General features: G+C 70.8%; 24 protein-coding genes. 13 read left to right on the plus strand and 11 right to left on the minus strand.

Annotated elements, in window-relative coordinates:
- Positions 1-1,671, minus strand: a complete 1,671-nt coding sequence (locus AB0L37_RS26980) for a fumarate hydratase (RefSeq protein WP_365510554.1) — start codon at positions 1,669-1,671, stop codon at positions 1-3.
- Between the two features lie 155 nt (positions 1,672-1,826).
- Between AB0L37_RS26980 and AB0L37_RS26985 the strand changes: the two genes are divergently transcribed.
- Positions 1,827-2,501, plus strand: coding sequence for a DUF1707 domain-containing protein (locus AB0L37_RS26985; RefSeq protein ID WP_365510557.1), 675 nt, complete (start codon positions 1,827-1,829; stop codon positions 2,499-2,501).
- Between the two features lie 159 nt (positions 2,502-2,660).
- On the plus strand, positions 2,661-3,029 hold the full coding sequence (locus tag AB0L37_RS26990; RefSeq protein ID WP_365510560.1) for a WhiB family transcriptional regulator: 369 nt from the start codon (positions 2,661-2,663) through the stop codon (positions 3,027-3,029).
- A gap of 60 nt (positions 3,030-3,089) precedes the next feature.
- On the opposite strand, the gene glpX is transcribed toward AB0L37_RS26990, so the two are convergent.
- Complete coding sequence (glpX, locus tag AB0L37_RS26995) at positions 3,090-4,124, minus strand: class II fructose-bisphosphatase (RefSeq protein ID WP_365510563.1); 1,035 nt, start codon at positions 4,122-4,124, stop codon at positions 3,090-3,092.
- A gap of 193 nt (positions 4,125-4,317) precedes the next feature.
- On the opposite strand from glpX, the gene AB0L37_RS27000 reads away from it, so the two are divergent.
- On the plus strand, positions 4,318-4,854 hold the full coding sequence (locus AB0L37_RS27000; protein ID WP_365510566.1) for a DUF4245 domain-containing protein: 537 nt from the start codon (positions 4,318-4,320) through the stop codon (positions 4,852-4,854).
- A 73-nt stretch (positions 4,855-4,927) separates the two neighbouring features.
- Here the strand turns inward: AB0L37_RS27000 and AB0L37_RS27005 are convergent, their stop codons facing one another.
- From AB0L37_RS27005 to xseA, 3 genes are all read right to left on the minus strand, one after another.
- Positions 4,928-5,518, minus strand: a complete 591-nt coding sequence (locus tag AB0L37_RS27005; RefSeq protein WP_365510569.1) for a malonic semialdehyde reductase — start codon at positions 5,516-5,518, stop codon at positions 4,928-4,930.
- A 129-nt stretch (positions 5,519-5,647) separates the two neighbouring features.
- Entirely contained in the window at positions 5,648-5,896 is a 249-nt protein-coding gene (locus AB0L37_RS27010; RefSeq protein ID WP_365510572.1) for an exodeoxyribonuclease VII small subunit, read from the minus strand.
- 14 nt (positions 5,897-5,910) lie between these two features.
- Entirely contained in the window at positions 5,911-7,128 is a 1,218-nt protein-coding gene (xseA, locus tag AB0L37_RS27015; RefSeq protein WP_365510575.1) for an exodeoxyribonuclease VII large subunit, read from the minus strand.
- Between the two features lie 113 nt (positions 7,129-7,241).
- Between xseA and AB0L37_RS27020 the strand changes: the two genes are divergently transcribed.
- Entirely contained in the window at positions 7,242-8,645 is a 1,404-nt protein-coding gene (locus AB0L37_RS27020; RefSeq protein ID WP_365510578.1) for a choice-of-anchor A family protein, read from the plus strand.
- Positions 8,646-8,650: 5 nt separating this feature from the next.
- Here the strand turns inward: AB0L37_RS27020 and AB0L37_RS27025 are convergent, their stop codons facing one another.
- Positions 8,651-10,048 (minus strand): APC family permease, encoded by a 1,398-nt coding sequence (locus AB0L37_RS27025; protein WP_365510581.1) that lies wholly within the window; start codon positions 10,046-10,048, stop codon positions 8,651-8,653.
- A 92-nt stretch (positions 10,049-10,140) separates the two neighbouring features.
- Between AB0L37_RS27025 and AB0L37_RS27030 the strand changes: the two genes are divergently transcribed.
- Together AB0L37_RS27030 and ppgK are read left to right on the plus strand one after the other, a co-directional pair.
- Positions 10,141-11,139, plus strand: a complete 999-nt coding sequence (locus AB0L37_RS27030) for a 4-hydroxy-3-methylbut-2-enyl diphosphate reductase (protein ID WP_365510584.1) — start codon at positions 10,141-10,143, stop codon at positions 11,137-11,139.
- Between the two features lie 29 nt (positions 11,140-11,168).
- Positions 11,169-11,924: a polyphosphate--glucose phosphotransferase gene (ppgK, locus tag AB0L37_RS27035; RefSeq protein ID WP_365510587.1), complete on the plus strand. Its 756-nt coding sequence runs from the start codon at positions 11,169-11,171 to the stop codon at positions 11,922-11,924.
- On the opposite strand, the gene AB0L37_RS27040 is transcribed toward ppgK, so the two are convergent.
- Positions 11,925-12,545, minus strand: a complete 621-nt coding sequence (locus AB0L37_RS27040) for a DUF6542 domain-containing protein (protein WP_365510590.1) — start codon at positions 12,543-12,545, stop codon at positions 11,925-11,927.
- 176 nt (positions 12,546-12,721) lie between these two features.
- On the opposite strand from AB0L37_RS27040, the gene ychF reads away from it, so the two are divergent.
- Positions 12,722-13,810, plus strand: a complete 1,089-nt coding sequence (gene ychF, locus AB0L37_RS27045; RefSeq protein WP_365510592.1) for a redox-regulated ATPase YchF — start codon at positions 12,722-12,724, stop codon at positions 13,808-13,810.
- Positions 13,811-13,853: 43 nt separating this feature from the next.
- Here ychF and AB0L37_RS27050 read toward each other — a convergent pair whose 3' ends face one another.
- The gene (locus AB0L37_RS27050; RefSeq protein WP_365510595.1) at positions 13,854-14,444 is read right to left on the minus strand and encodes a hypothetical protein; all 591 of its coding nucleotides are present in this window, start codon (positions 14,442-14,444) and stop codon (positions 13,854-13,856) included.
- Between the two features lie 173 nt (positions 14,445-14,617).
- Between AB0L37_RS27050 and AB0L37_RS27055 the strand changes: the two genes are divergently transcribed.
- Positions 14,618-15,046, plus strand: a complete 429-nt coding sequence (locus tag AB0L37_RS27055; RefSeq protein WP_365510598.1) for a MarR family transcriptional regulator — start codon at positions 14,618-14,620, stop codon at positions 15,044-15,046.
- 53 nt (positions 15,047-15,099) lie between these two features.
- Complete coding sequence (locus AB0L37_RS27060) at positions 15,100-15,537, plus strand: PPOX class F420-dependent oxidoreductase (RefSeq protein ID WP_365510600.1); 438 nt, start codon at positions 15,100-15,102, stop codon at positions 15,535-15,537.
- A gap of 56 nt (positions 15,538-15,593) precedes the next feature.
- Here AB0L37_RS27060 and AB0L37_RS27065 read toward each other — a convergent pair whose 3' ends face one another.
- The 3 genes from AB0L37_RS27065 to AB0L37_RS27075 form a co-directional block, all read right to left on the minus strand.
- Complete coding sequence (locus AB0L37_RS27065; RefSeq protein WP_365510602.1) at positions 15,594-16,007, minus strand: VOC family protein; 414 nt, start codon at positions 16,005-16,007, stop codon at positions 15,594-15,596.
- Between the two features lie 163 nt (positions 16,008-16,170).
- On the minus strand, positions 16,171-18,765 hold the full coding sequence (locus AB0L37_RS27070) for a discoidin domain-containing protein (protein WP_365510892.1): 2,595 nt from the start codon (positions 18,763-18,765) through the stop codon (positions 16,171-16,173).
- A gap of 183 nt (positions 18,766-18,948) precedes the next feature.
- A complete protein-coding gene (locus AB0L37_RS27075) occupies positions 18,949-20,073 on the minus strand; it encodes a threonine synthase (RefSeq protein WP_365510605.1) in 1,125 nt (374 codons plus the stop codon).
- Between the two features lie 288 nt (positions 20,074-20,361).
- On the opposite strand from AB0L37_RS27075, the gene AB0L37_RS27080 reads away from it, so the two are divergent.
- The 4 genes from AB0L37_RS27080 to AB0L37_RS27095 all read left to right on the plus strand — a co-directional run bounded on the left by AB0L37_RS27080 (position 20,362) and on the right by AB0L37_RS27095 (position 23,873).
- On the plus strand, positions 20,362-21,114 hold the full coding sequence (locus AB0L37_RS27080; protein ID WP_365510608.1) for a GntR family transcriptional regulator: 753 nt from the start codon (positions 20,362-20,364) through the stop codon (positions 21,112-21,114).
- Between the two features lie 198 nt (positions 21,115-21,312).
- Positions 21,313-23,022, plus strand: coding sequence for a hypothetical protein (locus AB0L37_RS27085; protein ID WP_365510610.1), 1,710 nt, complete (start codon positions 21,313-21,315; stop codon positions 23,020-23,022).
- Between the two features lie 228 nt (positions 23,023-23,250).
- Complete coding sequence (locus tag AB0L37_RS27090) at positions 23,251-23,454, plus strand: SPOR domain-containing protein (RefSeq protein WP_365510613.1); 204 nt, start codon at positions 23,251-23,253, stop codon at positions 23,452-23,454.
- A gap of 23 nt (positions 23,455-23,477) precedes the next feature.
- Positions 23,478-23,873 (plus strand): (deoxy)nucleoside triphosphate pyrophosphohydrolase, encoded by a 396-nt coding sequence (locus tag AB0L37_RS27095; RefSeq protein ID WP_365510616.1) that lies wholly within the window; start codon positions 23,478-23,480, stop codon positions 23,871-23,873.
- Positions 23,874-24,017: the final 144 nt, after the last annotated feature.

Here is a 24,017-nt window from a genome sequence, read left to right on the forward strand (position 1 = left end):
CTACGACAGCTGCGAGCCCTGGCGCACCGGGATGTGCGTGAACGTCGGCTCGGGCGCCGGGTTCTGGAAGAAGTCGTTGCCCTTGTCGTCGACGACGATGAACGCCGGGAAGTTCTCGACCTCGATCTTCCAGACGGCCTCCATGCCGTCCTCCTCGTTGTCCAGGACCTCGATCTTCCTGATGCAGTCCTGGGCGAGGCGGGCGGCGGGACCGCCGATGGAGCCGAGGTAGAAGCCGCCGTGCGTGTCGCACGCGTCGGTGACCTGCTGCGAGCGGTTGCCCTTGGCGAGCATCACCATCGAGCCGCCCGCGGCCTGGAACTGCTCGACGTAGCTGTCCATGCGGCCGGCCGTCGTCGGGCCGAAGGAGCCGGACGCGTACCCCTCGGGGGTCTTGGCCGGGCCCGCGTAGTAGACCGGGTGGTCCTTCATGTACTGCGGCATGTCCTCGCCGGCGTCGAGCCGCGCCTTGATCCTGGCGTGCGCGATGTCGCGGGCCACGACCAGCGAACCGGTCAGCGAGAGCCGGGTCTTGACCGGGTACTTGGTCAGCTCGGCGCGGATCGCGTCCATCGGCTGGTTCAGGTCGATGTTCACGACATCGCCCTCTTCCAGGTGCTCGTCCGTCGTCTCCGGCAGGAAGCGCGCCGGGTCCGTCTCCAGCTGCTCCAGGAAGACGCCCTCGGCGGTGATCTTCGCGACGGCCTGGCGGTCGGCCGAGCAGGAGACGGCGATGGCGACGGGGCAGGAGGCGCCGTGCCGCGGAAGCCGGACGACCCGCACGTCGTGGCAGAAGTACTTGCCGCCGAACTGCGCGCCGATGCCGATCTTCTGCGTCAGCTCGAAGACCTTCTCCTCCAGCTCCTTGTCACGGAAGCCGTGGCCGAGCTCCGAGCCCTCGGACGGAATCTCGTCCAGGTAGTGCGCGGAGGCGTACTTGGCGGTCTTCAGCGCGTACTCGGCGGACGTGCCGCCGACGACGATCGCGAGGTGGTACGGCGGGCACGCGGCCGTACCGAGTGAACGGATCTTCTCCTCCAGGAACTTCATCATGGAGGACTCGTTCAGGACGGCCTTCGTCTCCTGGTAGAGGAACGACTTGTTGGCCGAGCCGCCGCCCTTCGCCATGAAGAGGAACTTGTAGGCGCCGCCGTCGGTCGCGTACAGCTCGATCTGCGCGGGCAGGTTCGAGCCGGTGTTCTTCTCGTCCCACATGGTCAGCGGCGCCATCTGCGAGTACCGCAGGTTCAGGTTCTTGTAGGCGTCGTAGATGCCCTTGGAGAGCGCCTTCTCGTCCTGGCCCTCGGTGAGCACGTTCTGGCCGCGCTTGCCCATGACGATCGCGGTGCCGGTGTCCTGGCACATCGGGAGCACGCCGGCCGCCGCGATGTTCGCGTTCTTCAGCAGGTCGAGCGCCACGAACTTGTCGTTGTTCGACGCCTCGGGGTCGTCGACGATACGGCGCAGCTGCGCGAGGTGGGCCGGGCGCAGGTAGTGCTGGATGTCGTGGATCGCCTCTTCGGCGAGCTTGCGCAGCGCCTCCGGCTCGACCTTCAGGAACGTACGGCCGTCCGGCCCCTCGGCGGTGGAGACGCCCTCCGAGGTCACCAGGCGGTACGGGGTGGTGTCCTCGCCCTGGGGGAGCAGATCGGTGTACGCGAACTCAGGCATCTCGCCCATTCCTCTTTCGGCCGGGTAGCAGCTGGCATCCGTTGGCAGCGTCAACCAGCGTAGAACCTGGCGGGCGGGCCGGATCTGTGAGGTAAGGCTCAGTTCGCGGTCCGGGGCCCTGTCGCGATCTATCGCGTTTCGGTACGCTGCTGTCCGTGGACCTTCACAAGCACCCCCAGCCGACCGCTCCCGCCGCGGACCCCGCCGACCTGCGCGCGTCCGACGCCGACCGGGACCGTGTCGCGGACATCCTGCGCGAGGCGCTCGCCGAGGGCCGGCTCGACGCGGAGGAGCACGCCGAGCGGATCGAGGGGGTCTACCGCGCCAAGACCGTGGGTGAACTGGAGCCGCTGGTGCGGGACTTGCCCGGCGCCCACACCCCGCGCGCCGCGGTCCCGCACGGGCCGCCGCCGAACCAGCCGGCGCCCGGCACCATCCCGCCGCTGCCCGGCGAGAACCTGGTGGCGGTGTTCAGCAGCACCACCCGCAGGGGGCGCTGGCGGGTGGGCCGCCGCACGCACGCGTACGCCGTGTTCGGCAACGTGGAGATCGACCTCAGCGAGGCGATCTTCGAGTACCCGCAGGTCTACATCAAGGCCGTCTCCGTCTTCGGGAACGTGGAGATCACCGTCCCCGAGAACATCTCGCTGCGCGGCAGCGGCGGCGGCGTCCTCGGCAACTTCGAGGTGGACACGCTCGACGCGGCCGAGCCCGAGGCCCCCGTCGTCTACGTGGACGGCGTCGCGGTCCTGGGCAACATCGAGGCGAAGCCCAAGCGCGGCCGCATCATCCGCGATCTGCACAAGCACCTGCGCAAGCACCTGGGCTGAGGCCGGCCCGAAGGGCACACTCCGGCGACGAACTCCCGTATGCCGCGGCGAACTCCCGTGCTTCGGAACTCAGTGCATAGGCGTCGACACAGCGGGTAGAGCTTGCTGCATCGTCTCTCGCTCGCGAAAGCCGTCGTAAGCCGTCGTCAGGAGTAGACCGTGCTGCATCCGCCGCATCAGTCCCTGCAGGTCGCCACTGTTCCGCAGCAGCGGGTGCCGCTGAAGGACAGGGATCAGGACGCACCGTGGCACACGGAGGCCGTGTGCAGGCGCGACGAGGCGGGCCTCTTCTTCGCCCCTTCCAAGGAACCCACCGCCGCGCGCCTCGCGCGCGAAGAGGCGGCCAAGCGGGTCTGCGCCCGCTGCCCCGTGATGGTCGAATGCCGTGAGCACGCCCTGGTCCAGCCGGAGCCGTACGGGGTGTGGGGCGGCCTCACCGCGGCCGAGCGCCGCGTCGTCCTCGCCCGGCGGCGGCGCCGTGACGTGGAACTGAAGACGGCGGCGCACACCATAGCGGCGGCCGGTTAGGACGTGTGCCGAGGGCGCCCCGCGATGCGCGGGGCGCCCTCAACTGCGTACGGTCAAAGGCTACTTGGCGCGCTCGAAGTCGATCGAGCTGTACGCGCGCAGCTTGCTCAGCCGGTGCGTGGAGTCGATGCGGCGGATCGTGCCGGACTTGGAGCGCATCACGAGGGACGAGGTGTGGGCGCGCTCGGAGCCGTAGCGCACGCCGGGAAGCAGTTCGCCGTCGGTGATGCCGGTGGCGACGAAGAAGACGTTCTCGCCGGAGACCAGGTCGTCCGTGGACAGGACCCGGTCCAGGTCGTGCCCGGCGTCGATCGCGCGCCGGCGCTCCTCGTCGTCCTTCGGCCACAGCTTGCCCTGGATCACGCCGCCGAGGCACTTGATCGCGCAGGCCGAGATGATGCCCTCGGGGGTGCCGCCGATGCCGAGCAGCAGGTCGACGCCGCTCTCCTCCTGGACGGCGAGGATCGAGCCCGCGACGTCGCCGTCGGAGATCAGCTTGATCCGGGCGCCGGCCTCGCGGACCTCCTTGATGATGCCCTCGTGGCGCGGCCGGTCGAGGATGACGACGGTGACGTCCTCGGGGGAGGCCTTCTTCGCCTTGGCGACGCGGCGGATGTTCACGGCCACCGGGGCGTTGATGTCGACGTAGTCCGCGGCCTCGGGGCCGGCGGCCAGCTTGTCCATGTAGAAGACGGCGGACGGGTCGAACATCGTGCCGCGGTCGGCGGCGGCGAGCACGGCCACCGCGTTCGGCATGCCCTTCGCGGTCAGCGTCGTGCCGTCGATCGGGTCGACGGCGATGTCGCACTCGGCGCCGGTGCCGTCCCCCACCCGCTCCCCGTTGAAGAGCATCGGGGCCTCGTCCTTCTCGCCCTCGCCGATGACGACGACACCGTCCATCGACACGGTGGAGACGAGCGTGCGCATGGCGCGGACGGCCGCACCGTCCGCCCCGTTCTTGTCGCCGCGGCCGACCCAGCGGCCCGCGGCCATCGCCGCCGCTTCGGTGACCCGGACGAGCTCCAGGGCGAGGTTGCGGTCGGGGGCCTCGGAGGGGACCTCGAGTTCGGACGGAAGCTGGTGATGCTCGGTCATCGAGACGCACCTTTCTGTTCCGGATTTCACCGGGATACGACGACGGCCGGATGAGGGTTGATGGGGCTGACTCTATCGCCAGTCCGACAATCTGAGCAGACCGCCCCACGGATGAGCGGGCGAGTGCATGTCAGACCGTACGTTTCCGGACCTCCCGGCGGAGATCATCGGGCGACCTGCGACGATGGAGCGCGTGGCAGCTAGAAACGGCAAGAAAACGGTCGGGAGTCTCGTCCTCTCCCTCGGTGCCTGCGTCGTCGCGGCCGGCGTGATCTACGTCTTCGTCCCGCACGACGAGTCGCAGAAGACGCCGATCAAGCGCGTGGACTACAGGATCGAGCTGCTGACGGCCCGCCGTGCGGCGTCGTACCCGGTGGCCGCTCCCGAGGGCCTGCCGAAGGCGTGGAAGCCGACGTCCGTGCGCTACCAGGGCGAGTCGAACGAGTCCTGGCACCTGGGCTTCCTCGACCCCGACGGCCAGTACGTCGCCGTCGAGCAGTCGACGGACCGCCCGTCCCGCTTCATCGACGAGGCGAGCCAGGGCGCGGAGAAGACGGGCCGCACGCAGCGGATCGCGGGCGAGACGTGGCGGCGCTACAAGGGCGAGAAGTACGACGCCCTGGTGCTGGAGAAGAACGGCTCGACGACGGTGGTCACCGGCACCGCCGGCTTCGACGGCCTGGCGGAGATGGCCGACGCCCTGAAGATGAAGAAGTCGACGGCGGCCTGACCGCCCCCACGCATACGGAAGAGGGGCTCCCGGCACAGTTGCCGGGAGCCCCTCTTCACGTACGCGGTGCGGCTCAGACGGTGGTGATGACCTGGTCGAGCTCAAGGCGCGGGGAGCGCGGGAACCAGGCGTCCTCGCCCGGCTTGCCGATGTTGATGACCATCAGCGGGGTGTGGTCGTCGTCCAGGAACTCCTTCTGGACGCCGGCGAAGTCGAGGCCGGTCATCGGGCCCGCGGCCAGGCCTGCGGCGCGGACGCCGATGATGAAGTAGGCGGCCTGGAGCGTCGCGTTCAGCGCGGCGGCGCCCTCGCGGACCGGGCGCTCGGAGAAGAAGGCGTCCTTGGCGGCCGGGAAGTGCGGGAAGAGCTGCGGGAGCTCCTCGTGGAACTCGTTGTCCGCGGAGAGGATCGCGACCAGCGGGGCCGACGCGGTCTTCGGCTGGTTGCCCTCGGCCATGTGCTTCACGAGGCGCTCGCGGGCCTCGGCGGAGCGGACCAGGGTGATGCGCAGCGGCGACTGGTTGAAGGCGGTCGGGCCGTACTTGACCAGGTCGTAGATCGCCTGAACCTGCTCGTCGGTCACCGGCTCGTCGGTGAACGTGTTCGCGGTGCGGGCCTCGCGGAAGAGCAGGTCCTGAGCGGCGGGGTCAAGAACGAGAGACATCGATCAACCTTCTCGGTACGACTTCGATACGAACCGCCGGCACGGTCAGGTGACCGGCCGACCGTCACGACAGTACGCCGATGAGGTTCAACTTTCAACAAACCCCTGAGTGACCCTGTTCACCCCCGCTCACTCCTCTTCGTCGGGGGCGTCCTCCGCGTCCTCCCCCTCGGCGTCCTGCGCGAGCGCCGCGTCGAGCCGGGCCCGCGCCCCGTCCAGCCAGCGCCGGCACACCTTCGCCAGCTCCTCGCCGCGCTCCCACAGGGCGAGTGACTCCTCCAGTGTCGTGCCGCCGGCCTCCAACCGCCGTACGACATCGATCAGTTCGTCCCGCGCCTGCTCGTAGCCGAGTGCTTCGTCCGCCGTCTTCGTGGCCATGCTGCTGTCCGTCCTCACGCTTCGTTCTCGGTCACTTCTACGCTGAACTCGCCCTCGGCGACCCGGGCGCGCAGCCGCTCCCCGGGCTCCGCCTCGTCCGGTGCCCGCACCACGTGGCCGTCCGCCTTCTGCAGCACCGCGTAGCCACGCTTGAGCGTGGCCGCGGGGGAGAGGGCGACCACGCGCGCGTGCGTGTGGGTCAGCTCGGAGTCGGCCCGGTCCAGGAGATGGCCGAGGGTGCGGCGACTGCGCTCGGCCAGCGCCGCGATCTGCTGCTCGCGCTCGTCGATCATGCGGTGCGGGTCCTCTATCGACGGCCGGGCGAGCGCCGAGGCGAGCCCCCGCTCCTCCCGGTCGATGAACGCCTCCACGCTGCGCCGCGCCCGGTCCCGCAGGAAGCGCACCCGCTCGTACTCCTCGCCGACGTCCGGCACGACCTTCTTCGCGGCGTCCGTCGGGGTGGAGGCGCGCAGGTCGGCGACGTGGTCGAGGAGCGGGTTGTCCGGCTCGTGGCCGATCGCCGAGACGACGGGCGTACGGCAGGAGGCCACGGCCCGTACGAGCTGCTCGTCGGAGAACGGGAGCAGGTCCTCCACGCTGCCGCCGCCGCGCGCGACGACGATGACGTCCACGTCCTCCATCGCGTCCAGATCCTTGACCGCCTGGACGACCTGGGTCACCGCATGGACACCCTGTACCGGTACGTTGCGCACCTCGAAGCGGACGGCGGGCCAGCGGTGCCGCGCGTTCTCCAGGACGTCGCGCTCGGCCGCCGAGGCGCGGCCGCAGACGAGCCCGATGAGCTGCGGCAGGAACGGCAGCGGCTTCTTGCGGTCGGCCGCGAAGAGCCCCTCCGCGGCCAGCGACTTCTTCAACTGCTCGAGCCGCGCGAGGAGTTCACCGACGCCGACCGGCTTGATCTCGGCGGCGCGCAGCGACAACTGACCGCGCGGCGCGTACCACTCCGGCTTCGCGTGCACGACGACCCGTGAGCCCTCGCGCACCACGTCCGCCACCGCGTCGAACACCTGCCGGTAGCAGGTGACCGAGACCGAGATGTCGTACGACGGATCGCGCAGCGTCAGGAACACGACACCGGCGCCGGGCCTGCGCGACAACTGCGTGATCTGCCCCTCGACCCACACCGCGCCGAGCCGGTCGATCCACCCGCCGATGAGACGGGAGACCTCGCCTACGGGGAGGGGGGCGTCCGGGGACGTGTTGGCAGCCATGCCGTGAGGGTAGTCGCCGGGACCGACATCGCCGGAGGTCCTGGGGGTGGTCCGGCCCGGGGCGGGGCGTGGCGCGCCACCGTGGGAACGGTGCGCGGTTTTAACTTCCTTTCATGACAAGAGCGACAAAACTGACAAAAGGGATCACGTTGGCCGCCGGCTGCGTCGTCTGCACCGCCGCGGTCACCGCCCTGTCCGGGGCCCCGGCCGGCGCCGCCGTGGCCCGCGACACCGTCACCATCGGCAACCCCGTCGAGGGGAGCAACGGATTCGGCGTCGTCACCGAGGGCGACGCCACCCTCGGCTCCACCGAGTCCGAGGGGCCCGTCGCGATCGGCGGCGACCTCACCATCGGCCCGGGCTACAACGTCGCCCTCAACGACACCGGCACGTACACCGCCCCCGGCGACAGCAGCCCCACCGCCCTCATCGTCGGCGGCAGGATCAACTACACCGACAGTGCCCAGGACGGCGTCCTCAAGGTCCTGCGCGACGGCTACGTCAAGATCGGCGACCTCAGCGGCAGCCAGGTCCTGAACACGGACACCAACGGCGCGACCGTCCACACCCACATCGACGCCACCGGCGCGGCCTACGACGCCACGCCCCGCATCGAACTCACCACCACCCAGTCCGCGGCCTCCGTCGGGCAGCGCCCCATGGACTTCGCCTCGCTGTTCAGCACCTACCGCACCCGCGCCGACACCATGGCCGAGTGCGCCGGCACCGTAGAACTGCGCGACGGCGGCGGCACCGTGCTGTCCGGTCCCGAGGACATCACGCCCGGCGGGCAGGTGCGGATCTCCCTTCGGAGCGGGCAGACCAATGTGCTGCGCCTGACGGGCGAGCAGCTCGACAACATCGGCACGCTCACCTTCGACGACCAGCCGTCAGCCGACACCCCGCTGCTCGTCGTGGTCGACACCACCGGCACCGGTTCGCAGTTCACCTGGCACACGCCGACCCTCGCGGGCGTCTCCGGCGCGCAGGCCCCGTACATGCTGTGGGACTTCCCCGACGCCACCGACATCACGATCGCGGACGGCGACACCGTCGAGGGCACGATCTTCGCGCCGCGCGCCCGGCTCACCGACCTCGACCCCTCCAACATCGAGGGCGACGTCATCGTGAAGGAGCTGATCGCCGGGCCGGTCAGCCCCGTCACCCAGCAGTACGTGAACGCCGGGGAGATCCACTACTTCCCGTTCGACGCGAGCCTGGAGTGCGGCGACACCATGCCGTCGACGGCGACCCCCACCCCGAGCCCGTCGCAGACCACCACGGAGCCGACGCCCTCGCCGTCCACGAGCACCCCGCAGCCGAGCCCGACCCCGTCGTCCCCGGGGCCGGCCACCACACCACCGGCCCCCCGGCCCACGCCCACCGGCGGCGAACTGGCGAACACCGGCACAGGCCGCGCCCTGTGGCTGCTCTCGGGAGTCGCCGCCGTCCTCGCCGGCACCGGCACCACCCTGACGCTGTGGTCACGCAGACGCCGCGGGCAGCACGAGGGCTGAGGCGTCTACGAGGAGTGCTCCGCCGCCGGAGCGGAGTCCGCGATGCCCCGGCGGTTCTGCACCAGCAGCACCACGAGCCCCACCACCAGCCAGATCGCGCCCACGACCTGCGCGGCCCCGGACGCCTCCACGATCACCGCGACAGTGATCGCCGCGCCGACGACGGGGACCAGGATGTGCCGCCACCAGATCACGGGCCCGCCCCGGCGCCGTACGGCGAAGTACCCGACCACGCTCGCGTGCAGCAGCGTGAAGGCGGTCAGGGCGCCGATGTCGACGACCGAGACCAGGTGGTCCATCCCGTCGTCGCGGCTGGCCGCCCACACCGCCGCGACCAGCGTGATCAGCGCGGCGATGAGCAGCGCGGGCCGCGGCACGCCCGAGTTCGTACGGGACAGGGCCTTCGGCAGGCGGCGGTCGCGGGCCATCGCGAACAGCAGCCGGCCCGCCGCGGCCTGCCCGGCGAGGGCCGCGAACGCCGCCCCGATCGCCTTGCTCACCGCCACCAGGTCGTGCAGCCAGCCGCCGACGGACGCGTCGACCGCGTCGTAGAACGCCGAGCCCTGCAACCCGGGATCCTTCGCGAGCTGCGCCGACGTCGTCGGCTCCAGGAGCGCCACCAGGTACGTCTGCGCCACGAACAGGACACCGGTCAGCGCCAGGCAGAACAGCACGGCCCGCGCCACCTTCGCCGAGCCGCCCGTGACCTCCTCCGCGAACGTCGCGATCGCGTCGAAGCCCAGATACGACAGGACGGCGATGGACACCGCGCCGATCACCGCCGACAGCGCGAACGCGCCCTGCGTCCCGTCGCCCGACAGCGGCGACAGCCAGCCGCGCTGCGCCCCGTCCCGGGCGAGGATCACGATCGCCGACACGATGAAGACGAGCAGCACCACGATCTCCAGGGCCAGGACCGCGAAGCCGACCCGGGCCGCCGCGCGCACGCCCCACAGGTTGAGCAGTGTCGTGATGACCACCGCGAGCGCCGTCCACACCCACCGCGAGACCGACGGGACCAGCGAGTTCATCGCGATCCCGGAGAAGAGGTACGCCACCGCGGGGATGAGCAGATAGTCCAGCATCGCCATCCAGCCCGCGATGAAGCCCGGCCCCTTGCCGAGCCCCACGCGCGCGTAGGCGTACACAGAGCCCGCGCGCGGAGCGACCCGCACCATCTGCGCGTAGCTGAATGCGGTGAACGCCATCGCGACCGTCGCCACGATGTAGACGAGCGCGACGGCGCCGTGCGACTTGGCGTCCAGGGTGCCGAAGACGCCGACGGGCGCCATCGGGGCGATGAACAGAAGCCCGTAGACGACGAGGTCACGGAAGCCGAGGTCGCGGCGGAGCGAACCGTCGGGGACCTCGCCGGTGGCGTCGGGGGTGGATGGTGCGGACATCGGTCCTCCGTTGACGGCGTGATCACGCAGGCCCCCAGTCTTCACGGGCGGGGGATCTTTGGCCTCCTGGGGTCGGCCTTACGATGGGACCCATGACTGCTACGACTGGCTCCCGCCGTGTCCTGCTCGCCGCCCCCCGGGGCTACTGCGCCGGTGTGGACCGTGCCGTGATCGCCGTCGAGAAAGCCCTGGAGCAGTACGGGGCCCCGATCTATGTCCGCCACGAGATCGTGCACAACAAGTACGTCGTGCAGACCCTGGAGAAGAAGGGCGCGATCTTCGTCGACCAGGCCACCGAGGTCCCGGCCGGCAACATCGTGATGTTCTCCGCGCACGGCGTCGCGCCCTCCGTGCACGACGAGGCCCGCCAGGGGCAGCTCGCCACCATCGACGCGACCTGCCCGCTGGTCACCAAGGTCCACAAGGAAGCCGTCCGGTTCGCCAATGACGACTTCGACATCCTCCTCATCGGCCACGAGGGCCACGAGGAGGTCATCGGCACCTCGGGCGAGGCGCCGGACCACATCCAGCTCGTCGACGGCCCCGAGGACGTCGCGAACGTCGAGGTCAGGGACCCTGAGCGGGTCGTCTGGCTCTCCCAGACCACCCTCTCCGTCGACGAGACGATGGAGACCGTGGACGCCCTGAAGGCCAAGTTCCCCGGTCTCATCTCGCCCCCCTCGGACGACATCTGCTACGCCACCCAGAACCGGCAGACGGCCATCAAGGAACTGGCCGCCCAGTCCGACCTGGTGATCGTCGTCGGCTCGAAGAACTCCTCCAACTCCCAGCGGATGGTGGACGTCGCCCAGCAGGCCGGCTGCCCCGCGGCCCACCTGGTGGACTTCGCGAGCGAGATCGACGAGGCGTGGCTGGACGGCGTCTCCACGGTCGGCGTCTCCTCCGGTGCCTCCGTGCCGGACGTGCTGGTCGAGGAGGTCCTGGCCTGGCTCTCGGAGAAGGGCTACGGCGACGTCGAGATCGTGAAGACCGCCGACGAGACGCTCACCTTCTCGCTGCCCAAGGAACTCCGCCGCGACCTGCGCGCCGAGGCCGCCGCCCTCATCGAGGAGCGCACCTCCGGGAAGTGACCGCCCGTGTCACGTCGTAGCGTGGAGTCATGCAGATCTTCGGCGTGGACATCGGCGGATCCGGGATCAAGGGCGCTCCGGTAGACCTGGAGCGCGGGGATCTCGCGCAGGAGCGGTTCAAGGTCCTTACACCGCACCCGGCCACCCCCGACGCGGTGGCCGACGGCGTCAAAGAGGTCGTCGAGCACTTCGCGGGCGGCTGCGACCGGGTCGGTATCACCTTCCCGGGCGTGGTCACCGGCGGCTCGACGATCCGTACCGCGGCCAATGTCGACAAGAGCTGGATCGACGTGGACGCCCGCGCCCTGCTCAGCGAGAAGCTCGGCGGCCTGCCGGTCACGATCCTCAACGACGCGGACGCGGCGGGCGTCGCCGAGATGCAGTTCGGCGCGGGGCGCGACCGCAAGGGCACCGTCCTGCTGCTCACCTTCGGTACGGGCATCGGCTCGGCCCTCTTCAGCGACGGCGTCCTCGTCCGCAACACCGAACTCGGTCACCTGGAGCTCGACGGTCACGACGCCGAGCGGCGCGCCTCCACGAAGGCCAAGGAGGACCACGACCTGAGCTGGGAGCACTGGGCCAAGCGCGTCACCAAGTACCTGGCGCACGTGGAGATGCTGTTCTCGCCGGAGCTGTTCATCATCGGCGGCGGCGTCAGCCGCAAGGCGCAGAAGTTCCTGCCGCTGATCGAGGAGAGCGGTCAGGTCAAGGCGGAGATCGTCCCGGCGCAGTTGCAGAACAACGCGGGGATCGTGGGAGCGGCGATGACGGCGTCGCGCGGCTGATTACGCGGTACGGCGGCGCGGCTGAGGAGCCTTCTTCGCGGGCGGCACCTGACCGGCCCGCCGCTGCGCCGCCCGCCGGGCCATCAGCCGCACCTTGCGCACGATCACCACGACACCGGCGACGAGCGTGCCTCCGTACAGCCAGCCCGCGTTCATGGCGAGGGCCGTCACGACACCCATCACGCGGGCGCCGAACCCGCCGGCGCCGTCGGAGATCGGCGCCGCCCCGACGGCGAACGCGATCGGTACGACGATGGGCGCCGTCACCAGGTCGGCCTTTCGTACCCATCCCGCGGTAAGCCCGCTGACCAGCAGGAACAGCACCCCGTACACGGCGGCCGAGCCTCCGAGAAGCAGCCCGTCGAGCAGCCCGAGCACCAGCATCGTGCCGGCGCAGAACAGCCCGCTGCCCAGACCCGTGAGCCGCGGGTTGGGGAAGCGGCGCAGCGCCTGCACGACGGGCGGCACCGGCCTGCGGGCCTTGCCCGCGGCCCGGTAGACGGTGGCGGACTCCGCGGGGGCGGCGGCACGCTCGCCGGATGCCCCGCCCTGCGCCTGCGGCGGAAGAGGGGCCGGGCGGCGGGGTCGGGATTGCGCGGGACGCGTCCTGGGTTGCTCCACAGGCCCAACATAGGTGGGCTTATGTGCGGAATAGGCCGCGGGACACGCGCTTTGGACGAGCTTGACTGAGGTTGGGTCGGGTGTTCGATACGTCACCGGCGGCGCCGGCGCCGGGGCGCCGAGGCCGTAGACTGGGGGATCGCCCACACCTCACCTCTTGTACGGGAAGTCGCAACGTGTCGCTCACGATCGGAATCGTCGGTCTGCCGAATGTCGGCAAGTCGACCCTGTTCAACGCCCTGACCAAGAACGACGTGCTCGCGGCCAACTACCCGTTCGCCACGATCGAGCCCAACGTCGGAGTCGTGGGCGTCCCCGACACCCGCCTCACCAAGCTGGCGGAGATCTTCAGCTCCCAGAAGATCCTCCCGGCCACGGTCGACTTCGTCGACATCGCGGGCATCGTGCGCGGCGCGAGCGAGGGCGAGGGCCTGGGCAACAAGTTCCTGGCGAACATCCGTGAGTCGGACGCGATCTGCCAGGTCATCCGCGCCTTCAAGGACGAGAACGTCGTGCACGTCGACGGCAAGGTCTCGCCCAAGGACGACATCGAGACGATCAACACCGAGCTGATCCTCGCCGACCTCCAGACCATCGAGAAGGTCCTGCCGCGCCTCCAGAAGGAGTCGCGCATCAAGAAGGACATCGCCCCGAAGGTGGCGGCGGTCGAGGCGGCCAAGGAGATCCTCGAAAAGGGCGACACGCTCTTCTCGCAGGGCATCGTCCAGGGCTCCGGCAACGAGGAACTCCTCCACGACCTGCACCTCCTCACCACCAAGCCCTTCCTCTACGTCTTCAACGTGGACGAGGACGAGCTGACGGACGACGACTTCAAGGCCGAGCAGCGCGCCCTGGTCGCTCCCGCCGAGGCGATCTTCCTCAACGCCAAGCTGGAGCAGGACCTCGCCGAGCTCGACGAGGAGGACGCCATGGAGCTCCTCCAGTCCGTCGGCGCCGAGGAGCCGGGCCTCGCGACCCTCGCCCGCGTCGGCTTCGACACCCTGGGCCTCCAGACCTACCTCACGGCAGGCCCCAAGGAGTCCCGCGCCTGGACCATCAAGAAGGGCGCGACGGCCCCCGAGGCGGCCGGCGTCATCCACACCGACTTCCAGAAGGGCTTCATCAAGGCGGAGGTCATCTCCTTCGCCGACCTGGTGGAGACGGGCTCGGTCGCGGAGGCGCGCTCTGCGGGCAAGGCGCGTATGGAGGGCAAGGAGTATGTGATGCAGGACGGGGATGTGGTGGAGTTCCGCTTCAACGTGTAGCGGCTGACCTTTCACCACATCGCTGATCTCGCACACATGCAGGTCAGATGGGGTCCGGCTCTTCGGGGTCGGGCCCTTTGTGTTGTCCGGTGCCGGGAGGAGTGACCTGGTACGGGCGGTCGACGAGCGCGCGGTGGAGTGCGTAGCCCGTGAAGCCGGGCCGGGCCGTCCGGGCTTCTTCGTACGAGGGGGCATCGGCCCATTCCGTGATGATGTGCGCGCGCTGACCGTCAGGCGTCAGATGGACGTGCGCGGCGAGCATGCCCGGCCGCGCCATGAGCGTGTCTTCGATGGCATCCGCGCCCGTCGTGCGCACCGCGATGACGCCGGCGGGGCGTTCGCCGTCGTGGATCACGCTGCGGTGGAACCGGGTTCGGTGCAGTCCGGGGCGCTCGATGCCGGGGACGATCGTGTCGACGCGGCTGACGATGTCGCCCCGGTGGGCGCGGGCCCACGCCAGATGTGCGTCGTCGCTGGTCCACTGCGCGTAGAAGAGGAGGCCCGCGCCGTCCAGGGCCAGGAAGACGTGCTGCGCCAGACGTCCGGGGGGAGCCGGGGCCGCCGCCCACTCGTCGGCAACGACGGCTGCGGCAGCGCGGGAACGTTCGGCCGTGCCGGTGAGCCACTCGCTCATCAAGGCGGTTCCGGCGGCGGGGTGGCAGCTCGACAGGCCGGCGAACGTGGCGGGGTCGTACGAGCCTCCGCGTCGGCTGTTCGCCGCTCGACCCAATAGTTTGGAACCATACATTATTGTTCCGGATGGTCGATAGGGATATTATTAGGCTCCGAACTGTTAAGATCCCGTGCATGAGCGAAGTCGAACGGGTGGAGCGAGCCGTCGCCGAGTTGTTCGCGGCGTTCCGGCGCAAGCGAGGGCGCGAGCAGGCCGTCGGCGGGGACCTCTCCGGTACTCAACTGCGCGCGCTGGACGGGCTGGCCGAAGTGGGACAGGCCACCGCACGGCAGCTGGCCGACTACGCGGACGTCACCCCGGCGACCATGACCGGAATGCTGGACAGCCTCGAAGCCAAGGGCGTGATCCGGCGGGAGCGCAGCCTCACCGACCGGCGCGCCATGCAGATCGTCCTCACGGACCAGGGCGCCGCCATGGCTGCGGAGGCCCGGGAGCGGTGGCGCCGCCGGTGGCAGGAGGCGATGGCGGACGTCCCGCCCGAGGAGCTGGAAGCCGCGATCCGGGTCATCGGCAAGGCGGCCGGCCTGTTCGACGCGATGTAGTGCGGGCAGGCGCGGCCGGACATCTCGTACGACGAAGAAGGAGTGGAACCCCCATGCCGTTCAACGACGCCGAGCGCGCCTACCTCGACTCCCAGCCCATGGGCCGACTGGCCACCGTCGGACCCGACGGGACGCCACAGGCGCGCCCGCTGGGATTCCGCCTCAACCCGGACGGGACCGTCGACCTCGGCGGGCCGTGGGTGGCCCGCACCCAGCGCTGGCGCAACGTCCGGGCCAACCCGCGGGTGAGCTTCGTCGTCGACGACATGACACCCGCCGGTCCTGACGCGATCAAGCCGGGCATGGGTCGCGGAGTGGAGATCCGTGGCCACGCCGAGACGCTCACCGTGGACGACCCGCCCGGTCCTTCGGGGGCGTCCGCCCCCGAGATCATCCGCATCCACCCCAGGCGCATCATCAGCTGGCACATCGACCCGGCCATGCCCGACGGCCGCTCCGTCGACGTACCAGGGCCTCGCCGAACTGCCTGAGCGGCTCGACCCGTTCCTGTCACCGGTGCGCCCCGTCGTCGGGGACTGACCGCCCGTCAGCGTGCGTACGGACGCGTCATGATCTCCATGTTGTGGCCGTCCGGGTCGGCGAAGTAGGCGCCGCGGCCGCCGAACAGGTCGTTGACCCGGCCGGGGTCGGTGTGGCCGGGGTCGGCGTAGTAGGTGACGCCGAGCGCCTCCAGGCGGGCGATCATCGCGTCGAAGCGGTCCTCCGGTACGAGGAACGCGTAGTGCTGGGACTGGATCGGCTCGTCGCGCTTCTCGTAGTAGTCGAGGGTGACGCCGTTGCCGAGGTCGACGGGCAGGAACGGGCCGAACGGCGCGCCGACCTCCAGGCCGAGGACCACCGCGAGGAACTCCGCGGACAGGTGGCGGTCGCTCGCGTAGACGGCGGTGTGGTTGAGCTGGACGGTCGTGGCCGATGACGGCGACGGCTGGGCAGAGGGCATCAAGGGAAGGTCTCCGGTCCGGTGTGAGCTGGTGCGGGCTGCGAGGACACGGAGGAACGGCGGGCCTCTCGCCCGCCCCGGGATCACGCCGGGGCCGGGACCCCCACTCGTACATGGCTCAAGGCCGACCCGGCAGTCACGGGGTCGACCCTAGCCCGGGCCCCTACCGGGTCTCCACCCCCAATTCGCCCACCGGCTCCGCCGACGGGCCCGTCTGCGTGAGCCGCACGTACCGTCCCTCCGCGCCCGCCGTGAACCGCGTCCAGCGGCGGCCGTCCGGTGACGTCTCGATCCGGTACGCGTGTGCGCCCGTCACCGTCACCCGGGACAAGGGGCGCGCCGTGCCCAGGTCCACCGTCAGTGCGGCGCCCGCGCGGGACGGGAGCCAGGTCGTGGCGGGGTTGCCGTCGACGGCCGCGCCCGCGTACTGGCCGGGGTCCTCGGACGTCGCCGTCGCCGGGCGGCAGCGGGCCGCGTCCGTGGTCGGGGTGAGGTCGGGGCGGCGGGTGGGGAGGGTCAGGCCGGTGGAGGTGACCGTGTGCCGGGTGCCGTCGGGCGTGACGGCCGTGAAGGGCGTGCCCGCGGTCAGGCGGACCCGTGTGCGGTGCGGGCCGATCTCGATGTCGTAGACGCGGTCGCGCCAGTGAAGTCCCTTGAGGATGACGCCTGTTGAGAGCTGGGGCGGCAGCGTCGGGTTCAGGGTGATCGCCGCGTCGTCGCGCAGCCGCAGGCCCGTCAGGCCGTGTGTGAACACCTGGAGGAAGCCGCCCTTGCCGGTGAGGAAGTCCTGCGCGGGGGAGCCCGCGAGCGCGTCGCCCGCGCCCGCCTTCGCGCCGCGCGACTCCGAGAACGTACCGAACGGGCCCCGGAAGAAGGGGCGCGAAGCCCGTTCCAGGAAGGTGTACGCGGAGCAGCCCGGCTCGTCGGTCGCCGCCGCGGCGACCGCGTGCACGGAGTCGGTCATCGCGGGGCCGTCGCGGTCGGTGTGCGCCGCGTAGTAGTCGAGCGTGGCCGCGGCCGCGCCCTTCGGCATCGGGCGCCAGTCCAAGGGGTACAGGAGCAGTACCGCGTCCGCCTGCTTGATGTCGGCGGCGTGCTCGATGTCGTAACCGGCGTACTGGAGAAAGACCTTGCGGCGTGGGTCGTACGGGATGCGCAGGCGCGCGGCGATCCGGTCCCACGTGGGCGAAGGCCGTTCACCGACGAGGCGCGCCGCCTTCGTGGCGGCGCGCAGCGACGTCGCCGCGACCGCGTTCGTGTAGACGCCGTCGTCGACGCCGTTGCTGTACTCGTCGGGCCCTGCGACGTCCTTGATGGAGTACGTGCCGTCGGACGCGTTCTGCGTCACGCGTGAACTCCAGTACGTGGCAAGGCCCTTGAGGAGCGGCCAGCCCTGTTCGCGCAGCCAGGTGCGGTCGCCGGTGGCCTGGTAGTACTGCCACGCGGCGAGGGCGATGTCACCCTGGAGGTGGTTCTGGATGAGGCAGTGGGGCGGGTACCAGCTCTGGCATTCCGTCCAGAGGTGGCCCGAACTCGCGCTCGTCCAGGGGTACATGAGGCCCTGGACGGACGTCTTGCGGGCGTTGCGGGCGGCCGCGGCGCGGGTGCGGTAGCGGTACGCGAGGACCGGCTCGGCCAGCTTCGGGCGGGTGGCGAGGAGCGAGGGGAACATCCACGTCTCGGCGTCCCAGAACACCATGCCCGCATAGTTGTCGCTGCTCAGGCCGGTCGGCGCGATGCTGTCGCGGGCGCCGGCGCGCAGCGACGCGAGCAGCCCGTACTGGGCGGCGCGGACCTGCGCCTGGAGCTCGGGACGGCCGGGGAGCACGATGTCCGAGGTCCACAACTCCCGCCAGGCCGTGCCGTGTTGGGCGATGAGCGTGTCCCAGCCGGCCGCCGCCGCCCGCTGCGAGGCGCCCACGGCGTCGTCGTGCGGGGTGCGGGAGGTCAGCGCGGTGTCGACGCCGACGTACTTGACGACGTCGTACCGGGAGCCGGCCGTGGCCCGGAAGTCGGCGGACTGGGCGCTGCTCAGGGTGCCGGCGGCGCGGTGGGCCGGGTGGGTGCGGCCGGGGGAGCGGAGGGTGGAGGCGACCGTGCCCGCGGTGCGCGAGCCGTCCGTCGTGAAGCCGACCGCGGTGGTGCGCTTGCCCGCGGGGCCGCTGCCGGCCGGGGCGATACGGCGGGCGCCGCGGCCGTCGATGCGGTCGGTGACGGTGACGGTGCCGGACCAGTGCGGTGTGACGCGCAGGCGTACCGCTCCGACGTGCGGGTCGGCGCGGTCGGCGAGCACCTCGTACGCCAGGTCGGTGCGGCGGCCGTCCCGGTGCACCCAGGTCAGCGTGGTGCGGACGATGCCGCAGCGCAGGTCGAGGCTCTGGCGGTAGCCGGTGGTGCGGCTGCGGGGCCCGTACGTCTCGCCGCCCGCGCTCACCTCCAGGCCCGTCCAGTTCGGCAGCGCGGCGATCGCCTCGCGGTGGGCGGTGCCGGCGGGGCCGCGCCCGTAGAGGCCGGAGACGAAGGCGCCGTCGTAGGGCGGGGTGTAGAGCGGCCAGCCGGTCTTCGCCTTCGCGTCGTCGCCGGAGGGCGGCACGTACCCGGCGCCGACGGGCGGGACGCGCACGCCGAGATATCCGTTCCCGGCGTACGGGTGCTGCTCCAGGGCGGCCGGGGCGCGGGTCGACAGGGTCCAGCCGGGGGACGAGGCCGCGCAGCCGGGCGGGGCGGCGGACGCGCGCGGGGTGCCGGGGTGCGGCACGAGCGTCGCGGTGAGGACGAGGGCGGATACGGCGAGAACGGTACGGGGGCGGCTGGGGGATCTCGGGGATCGCAGGGCGTTCGGGTGTCTCGAGGTGCTCACGGACCGAGCGTGCGGGCTGCTCCGTCCCCGGCTCGGCATGCGCGCCGGGGACGGGGCCGCCCGGGCGACCAGGAGCAGCCCCTAGGCGCCCCCGGCGAGCCCCGTCTTCACGCCCGCCCCGCACAACGGCACCACCGCGCTGCGGCCGTTCAGGGTCGCGGCGAGCGGGGTGCCCTCGCGGGTCGCGGCCCAGCAGGCGACGCCCGTCGACTCCACGTACAGGCCGCGGGAGGCCAGATCGCGCTGGGCGTGGCGGATCTGGTCCTCCGTCACCGTGTGGAAGGCGCCGCCCGATTCCCGTACCGCGCGCAGGATCTGGCGGGCCCGCGCCGGGCGGGGGATCGCGATGCCCTCGGCGAAGGTGGGGGCCATGGGCGTGGTGCCGACGAGGTCGTCCGCGCCGGCCCGCCAGGCCTCGGCCAGTGGGGCGACCGCCGCGGCCTGGACGGCGTGCAGCGCGGGGCGGCGGTCGATGAGGCCCGCCGTGTGCAGTTCGGTGACGGCGAGGGCCGCGCCGAGGAGCAGCGTGCCGTTGCCCACGGGGACGACCAGGGCGTCGGGCAGCCGGCCGCCGAGGTCCTCCCAGAGTTCATGGACGTAGGTCTTCGTGCCGTGCAGGAAGTACGGGTTGTGGACGTGGCTGGCATAGAAGACGTCCGGTGCGTCGGCCGCCGCGCGGGCCTCCCGCGCGGTCGTCTCGCGGTCGCCGGGGACCACGACGAGGCGGGCGCCGTGGGCGCGGATCTGCTCCAGCTTCTTGGCGGAGGTTGCCTCGGGGACGTAGACGGTGCACGGGAGTCCGGCGCGTGCGCAGTACGCGGCGACGGCCGTGCCCGCGTTGCCGCTGCTGTCCGCGAGGACATGGCCGGGTTTCAGGCGGGCGGCGAGCGCGGCCAGCAGCACGGCGCCGCGGTCCTTGAACGACAGCGTCGGCATGAGGAAGTCGAGCTTCGCCGAGACGGTGCCGGTGAGCGGCACGAGCGGCGTACGGCCCTCGCCGAGCGTGCAGTCGGGCACGGGCAGCGGCAGGCACTCCGCGTAGCGCCACAGGGAACTCACGCGCCCGGACAGGGACTTGAGGGTCGCGGGGGTGGGCGAGTAGTCGAGGTCGAGCGGGCCACGGCAGACCGGGCAGCACCAGTCGAGGGAGCCGGCGGGGACGCGGGTGCCGTCGGTGGGGCAGTAGCAGTCCGGGAGGGCGGTCATGGGGAGAGCGTAGACAGCCGGGCGCCGAAAGCCGGGCGCGGACAGCCGACGAGCCGTCCGTCGGCGGCGCCGGAATCGTACGCGCGGCCGATGCGGGATTCGATGTGTGAATGGCGCACTACCTGGAGAAAGTCCCTGCGTAAAGACCTGAGCGGGCGCATGTCATCACTTCGAGTGATTCTCTGGCCTTTGCTTGCACACCTCAACCCACGGTTGCCACGCTGTTGCTGTCTGTCAATCAGATGGGGCGTGTGGTGAGGAATCCGCGGGGAGCGAGGGGAACAATCAGTGACATTCGGTGAGCAGCCGGCGTACCTGCGCGTCGCGGGTGATCTCCGCAAGAAGATCGTCAGTGGCTCGCTGCCGCCGCACACCCGCCTCCCCTCCCAGGCCAAGATCCGTGAGGAGTACGGGGTTTCGGACACGGTCGCCCTGGAGGCCCGCAAGGTCCTGATGGCCGAGGGGCTCGTCGAGGGCCGCTCGGGATCGGGCACGTACGTCCGTGAGCGCCCCGTGCCGCGCCGCGTCGCCCGCTCCGGATACCGGACGAGCAGCGGCTCCACCCCGTTCCGCCAGGAGCAGTCCGACCCGGCGGCGCGCGGCACCTGGGAGTCGCGCAGCGAGCAGGCCGAGGCCGACGCGGGGATCGCCGAGCGGCTCGACATCCGCGCGGGCGACCGCGTGATGCGCACCAAGTACGTGTACCGGGACGCGGGCGAGGCGATGATGCTCGCCACCTCCTGGGAGCCCCTCGCGGTCACCGGGCGCACCCCCGTGATGCTCCCCGAGGAGGGCCCGCTCGGCGGCTGCGGCGTGGTCGAGCGCATGGCCGCGATCGACGTGATCGTGGACAACGTGACGGAGGAAGTGGCCGCCCGCCCCGGCCTCGCCGAGGAGTTGAGCGCGCTCGGCGGTGTGCCCGGCCATGTCGTCCTCGTCATCCACCGGACGTTCTTCGCGTCGGGCAGACCGGTCGAGACGGCCGACGTCGTGGTCCCCGCCGACCGCTACCGCATCGCATACCACCTGCCGGTCAAATGAGGCCGGAAGTGAGGCCGCGAGACCGATACCCGGACCCCGCCGTCCGGCCGTCGTGATCCGGAGTTAACGCGGGATCAACTCCCGTAACCCCCAGGCAATCCTCCGCTGCAACAGATTGTCATGCACGGCTCCTACCTTCCTGAGGCGTACCGACCGTACCGGTATACCGCTGAACGATGGACGAACGGGAAGCCGACGATGACAGAGACCGCTCTGCCCACCGCCGACCCGGCGGCGCCCGAGCCGCCCCACGGCCGGGAACCCAAGCGCAGTTACGCCAAGCTCGCCGCGGACGAGTCCCGCGAGGACTTCTCGCTGCGGTACGCCCCGCACTCCTACCGCCGCTGGTCGCCGACCATGGTCGCCTCCACGGCGCTCGGCGGCATCGCCTACCTCGCGGACTTCGCGATCGGCGCCTCGATCGTCTTCACGTACGGGTTCACCAGCGGCTTCGCGTCGATCCTCTGCGCGGCGACGATCATCTTCGTGACCGGCATACCGATCGCCCGGGCCTGCGCCAAGTACGGCCTGGACATGGACCTGATCACGCGCGGCGCGGGCTTCGGCTACTTCGGCTCGACGCTGACCTCGCTGATCTACGCGTCGTTCACCTTCATCTTCTTCGCCCTCGAAGGCTCGATCATGGCGCAGGCCATGCACGAGGTCGTCGGTCTTCCGCTGCCCGTCGGGTATCTGCTGACGACGCTCATCGTCATCCCGATCGTGTTCCGCGGGATGGGTGCGCTCGCCAAGGTGCAGGCGTGGACGCAGCCCGTCTGGCTGATCGGTCTGGTCCTGCCCTTCGTCGTCCTGGCCTTCAACTCGCCCGGTTCCTTCGGGGACTTCACGCACTTCGGCGGCACGGAAGGCGCGGGCAGCGGCTTCGACTGGATCGGTTTCGGGCTCGGTACGGGCGTCGCGCTCTCGCTCATCGCGCAGATCGGCGAGCAGGCCGACTACCTGCGCTTCATGCCGGCCAGGACCGAGGCCAACCGCAAGCGATGGAATCTGGCCGTTCTCGCCGCCGGTCCCGGCTGGGTGATCATCGGCGCCGCCAAGCAGATCGGCGGCGCGCTCCTCGCCTTCGTCGCCCTCGAGGCGGTCGGCAAGACCCACGCCCTCGAACCGATCGCACCGCAGGTCGAGGCGCTCAAGCCGTGGCTCGGCTCGGTCGCCCTGCCCGCCGCCGCGCTCTTCGTCGTCGTGTCGCAGATCAAGATCAATGTCACCAACGCCTACAGCGGCTCGCTGTCGTGGTCGAACTTCTTCTCCCGCGTGACGCACAAGCACCCGGGCCGGGTCTGGTACATCTTCCTCAACCTCGCCATCGCGCTGACGCTGATGGAGATGAACATGTTCGCCGCGCTGAACAAGCTGCTCGGCTTCTACTCGAACGTGGGCATCGCCTGGATCGCGGCCGTCGCCGCCGACCTCGTCATCAACAAGCGGGTGGGCTGGAGCCCCAAGTACATCGAGTTCAAGCGGGCGTACCTGTACGCCGTGAACCCGGCGGGATTCGGCTCGATGGTGATCGCGTCGACCGTCTCGATCCTCGCCTTCTTCGGGCTCTTCGGCGCGTACGCGGAAGCCTTCTCGACGTTCATCGCCGCAGGTCTCGCGCTGATCCTGTGCCCGCTCATCGCCTGGGCCACGAAGGGCAAGTACTACCTGGCCCGGCCGAACCCGGTGAACGGTCCCGGCGTCGAGATCGAGGACGTCACCGCGACCCACGAGTGCAGCGTCTGCGAGACCGCGTACGAACTCCCGGACATCGCCGACTGCCCCGTGCAGTCGGGGCCGATCTGCTCGCTGTGCTGCTCGCTGGACGCGGAGTGCGGCGACGTGTGCACGAAGAAGCCCACCGGCGAGCCGGTCCTGATGCCGATCCCGACGGTACGGGCGAGCTGAGACCGCACCACTGGGGGACAGGGGGCGCATCCATGCGGATGCGCCCCCTCGCCGTGTCCACCCGGTGTCCCTTCCGTGGCTTGTTGCGTACCTCTTTGTGCCAATGCGTATCCGCTCCGTAAAGGTCAGGCGTAGGCTCGGGCATATGCGGATTGCGGTTTCCTCAGGATCAGGGGGTGGGGCGCGATGCGAGTTGGAGCCGGGGCGACGAGGGAGGGCCGGGGGGCGATGACGGACAGCACGACCACACTTCCGTGGCTTGTCATCCGCCAGGACGACAACGGCAACCGCTATCGCGTCGGCAGGTACGCGACCAGGGCGGAAGCCCAGCGGATCGCCGACAGCCTCGATGACCGGGGCCACAAACAGCTCTACTGGGTGGAGCGGCTCGGACAGACTCCGGCGCCGGGGAGCAACGGAACGGTCAACTGACGCGGAGCCGTAGGCTCCCGCACATGACGGAACCGATCGTGGTCGTGGTCGCCGCGGCCCTGTACGACACCGGCGGGCGCCTGCTCGCCGCGCGACGGAGTGCGCCCCCCGAGCTCGCGGGGCGCTGGGAGCTGCCCGGCGGCAAGGTCGAACCCGGCGAGAGCCCCGAGCGGGCCCTCGTGCGCGAGCTGCGCGAAGAGCTCGGCGTGGAGGCCGAGCCGGTCGGGCGGGTGCCGGGCGAATGGCCCCTGAAACCGGGGTACGTGCTGCGGGTCTGGCGCTGTGACCTGCGCTCCGGCGACCCCCTTCCCCTTGAGGACCACGACGAGCTGCGCTGGCTCGCCCCCGACGAGATCTGGTCGGTGGACTGGCTCGATCAGGACGTCCCCGCCGTCAAGGAGACGGTGCGCGCCCCGTGACCCCCGCGAACCACCCCTACGCCGTCCGTGCCACCACGCACCCACTGATGCGATAGCACTCCACTGTGCCCGGGTATATCCCGATTAACCCTCTGAAACCGGGACAGCTGAACCGAGTGCCGGCAGAGCCAATCGCGGCGGCCA

The sequence above is a fragment of the Streptomyces sp. NPDC052225 genome (assembly GCF_040679615.1).
GTDB lineage: Bacteria > Actinomycetota > Actinomycetes > Streptomycetales > Streptomycetaceae > Streptomyces.

What these genes read in the sequence shown, in the direction of transcription:
- AB0L37_RS27085 (WP_365510610.1), top strand. Translation starts at nt 21,313, where the DNA reads ATGACAGAGACCGCTCTGCCCACCGCCGACCCGGCGGCGCCCGAGCCG.
- AB0L37_RS27025 (WP_365510581.1), bottom strand. Translation starts at nt 10,048, where the DNA reads ATGTCCGCACCATCCACCCCCGACGCCACCGGCGAGGTCCCCGACGGT.
- AB0L37_RS27060 (WP_365510600.1), top strand. Translation starts at nt 15,100, where the DNA reads ATGCCGTTCAACGACGCCGAGCGCGCCTACCTCGACTCCCAGCCCATG.
- AB0L37_RS26980 (WP_365510554.1), bottom strand. Translation starts at nt 1,671, where the DNA reads ATGCCTGAGTTCGCGTACACCGATCTGCTCCCCCAGGGCGAGGACACC.
- xseA (WP_365510575.1), bottom strand. Translation starts at nt 7,128, where the DNA reads ATGGCTGCCAACACGTCCCCGGACGCCCCCCTCCCCGTAGGCGAGGTC.
- AB0L37_RS27050 (WP_365510595.1), bottom strand. Translation starts at nt 14,444, where the DNA reads ATGAGCGAGTGGCTCACCGGCACGGCCGAACGTTCCCGCGCTGCCGCA.
- AB0L37_RS27095 (WP_365510616.1), top strand. Translation starts at nt 23,478, where the DNA reads ATGACGGAACCGATCGTGGTCGTGGTCGCCGCGGCCCTGTACGACACC.
- AB0L37_RS27020 (WP_365510578.1), top strand. Translation starts at nt 7,242, where the DNA reads ATGACAAGAGCGACAAAACTGACAAAAGGGATCACGTTGGCCGCCGGC.
- AB0L37_RS27055 (WP_365510598.1), top strand. Translation starts at nt 14,618, where the DNA reads ATGAGCGAAGTCGAACGGGTGGAGCGAGCCGTCGCCGAGTTGTTCGCG.
- AB0L37_RS27075 (WP_365510605.1), bottom strand. Translation starts at nt 20,073, where the DNA reads ATGACCGCCCTCCCGGACTGCTACTGCCCCACCGACGGCACCCGCGTC.
- AB0L37_RS27010 (WP_365510572.1), bottom strand. Translation starts at nt 5,896, where the DNA reads ATGGCCACGAAGACGGCGGACGAAGCACTCGGCTACGAGCAGGCGCGG.
- AB0L37_RS27005 (WP_365510569.1), bottom strand. Translation starts at nt 5,518, where the DNA reads ATGTCTCTCGTTCTTGACCCCGCCGCTCAGGACCTGCTCTTCCGCGAG.
- AB0L37_RS27030 (WP_365510584.1), top strand. Translation starts at nt 10,141, where the DNA reads ATGACTGCTACGACTGGCTCCCGCCGTGTCCTGCTCGCCGCCCCCCGG.
- AB0L37_RS27090 (WP_365510613.1), top strand. Translation starts at nt 23,251, where the DNA reads ATGACGGACAGCACGACCACACTTCCGTGGCTTGTCATCCGCCAGGAC.
- ppgK (WP_365510587.1), top strand. Translation starts at nt 11,169, where the DNA reads ATGCAGATCTTCGGCGTGGACATCGGCGGATCCGGGATCAAGGGCGCT.
- AB0L37_RS27065 (WP_365510602.1), bottom strand. Translation starts at nt 16,007, where the DNA reads ATGCCCTCTGCCCAGCCGTCGCCGTCATCGGCCACGACCGTCCAGCTC.
- glpX (WP_365510563.1), bottom strand. Translation starts at nt 4,124, where the DNA reads ATGACCGAGCATCACCAGCTTCCGTCCGAACTCGAGGTCCCCTCCGAG.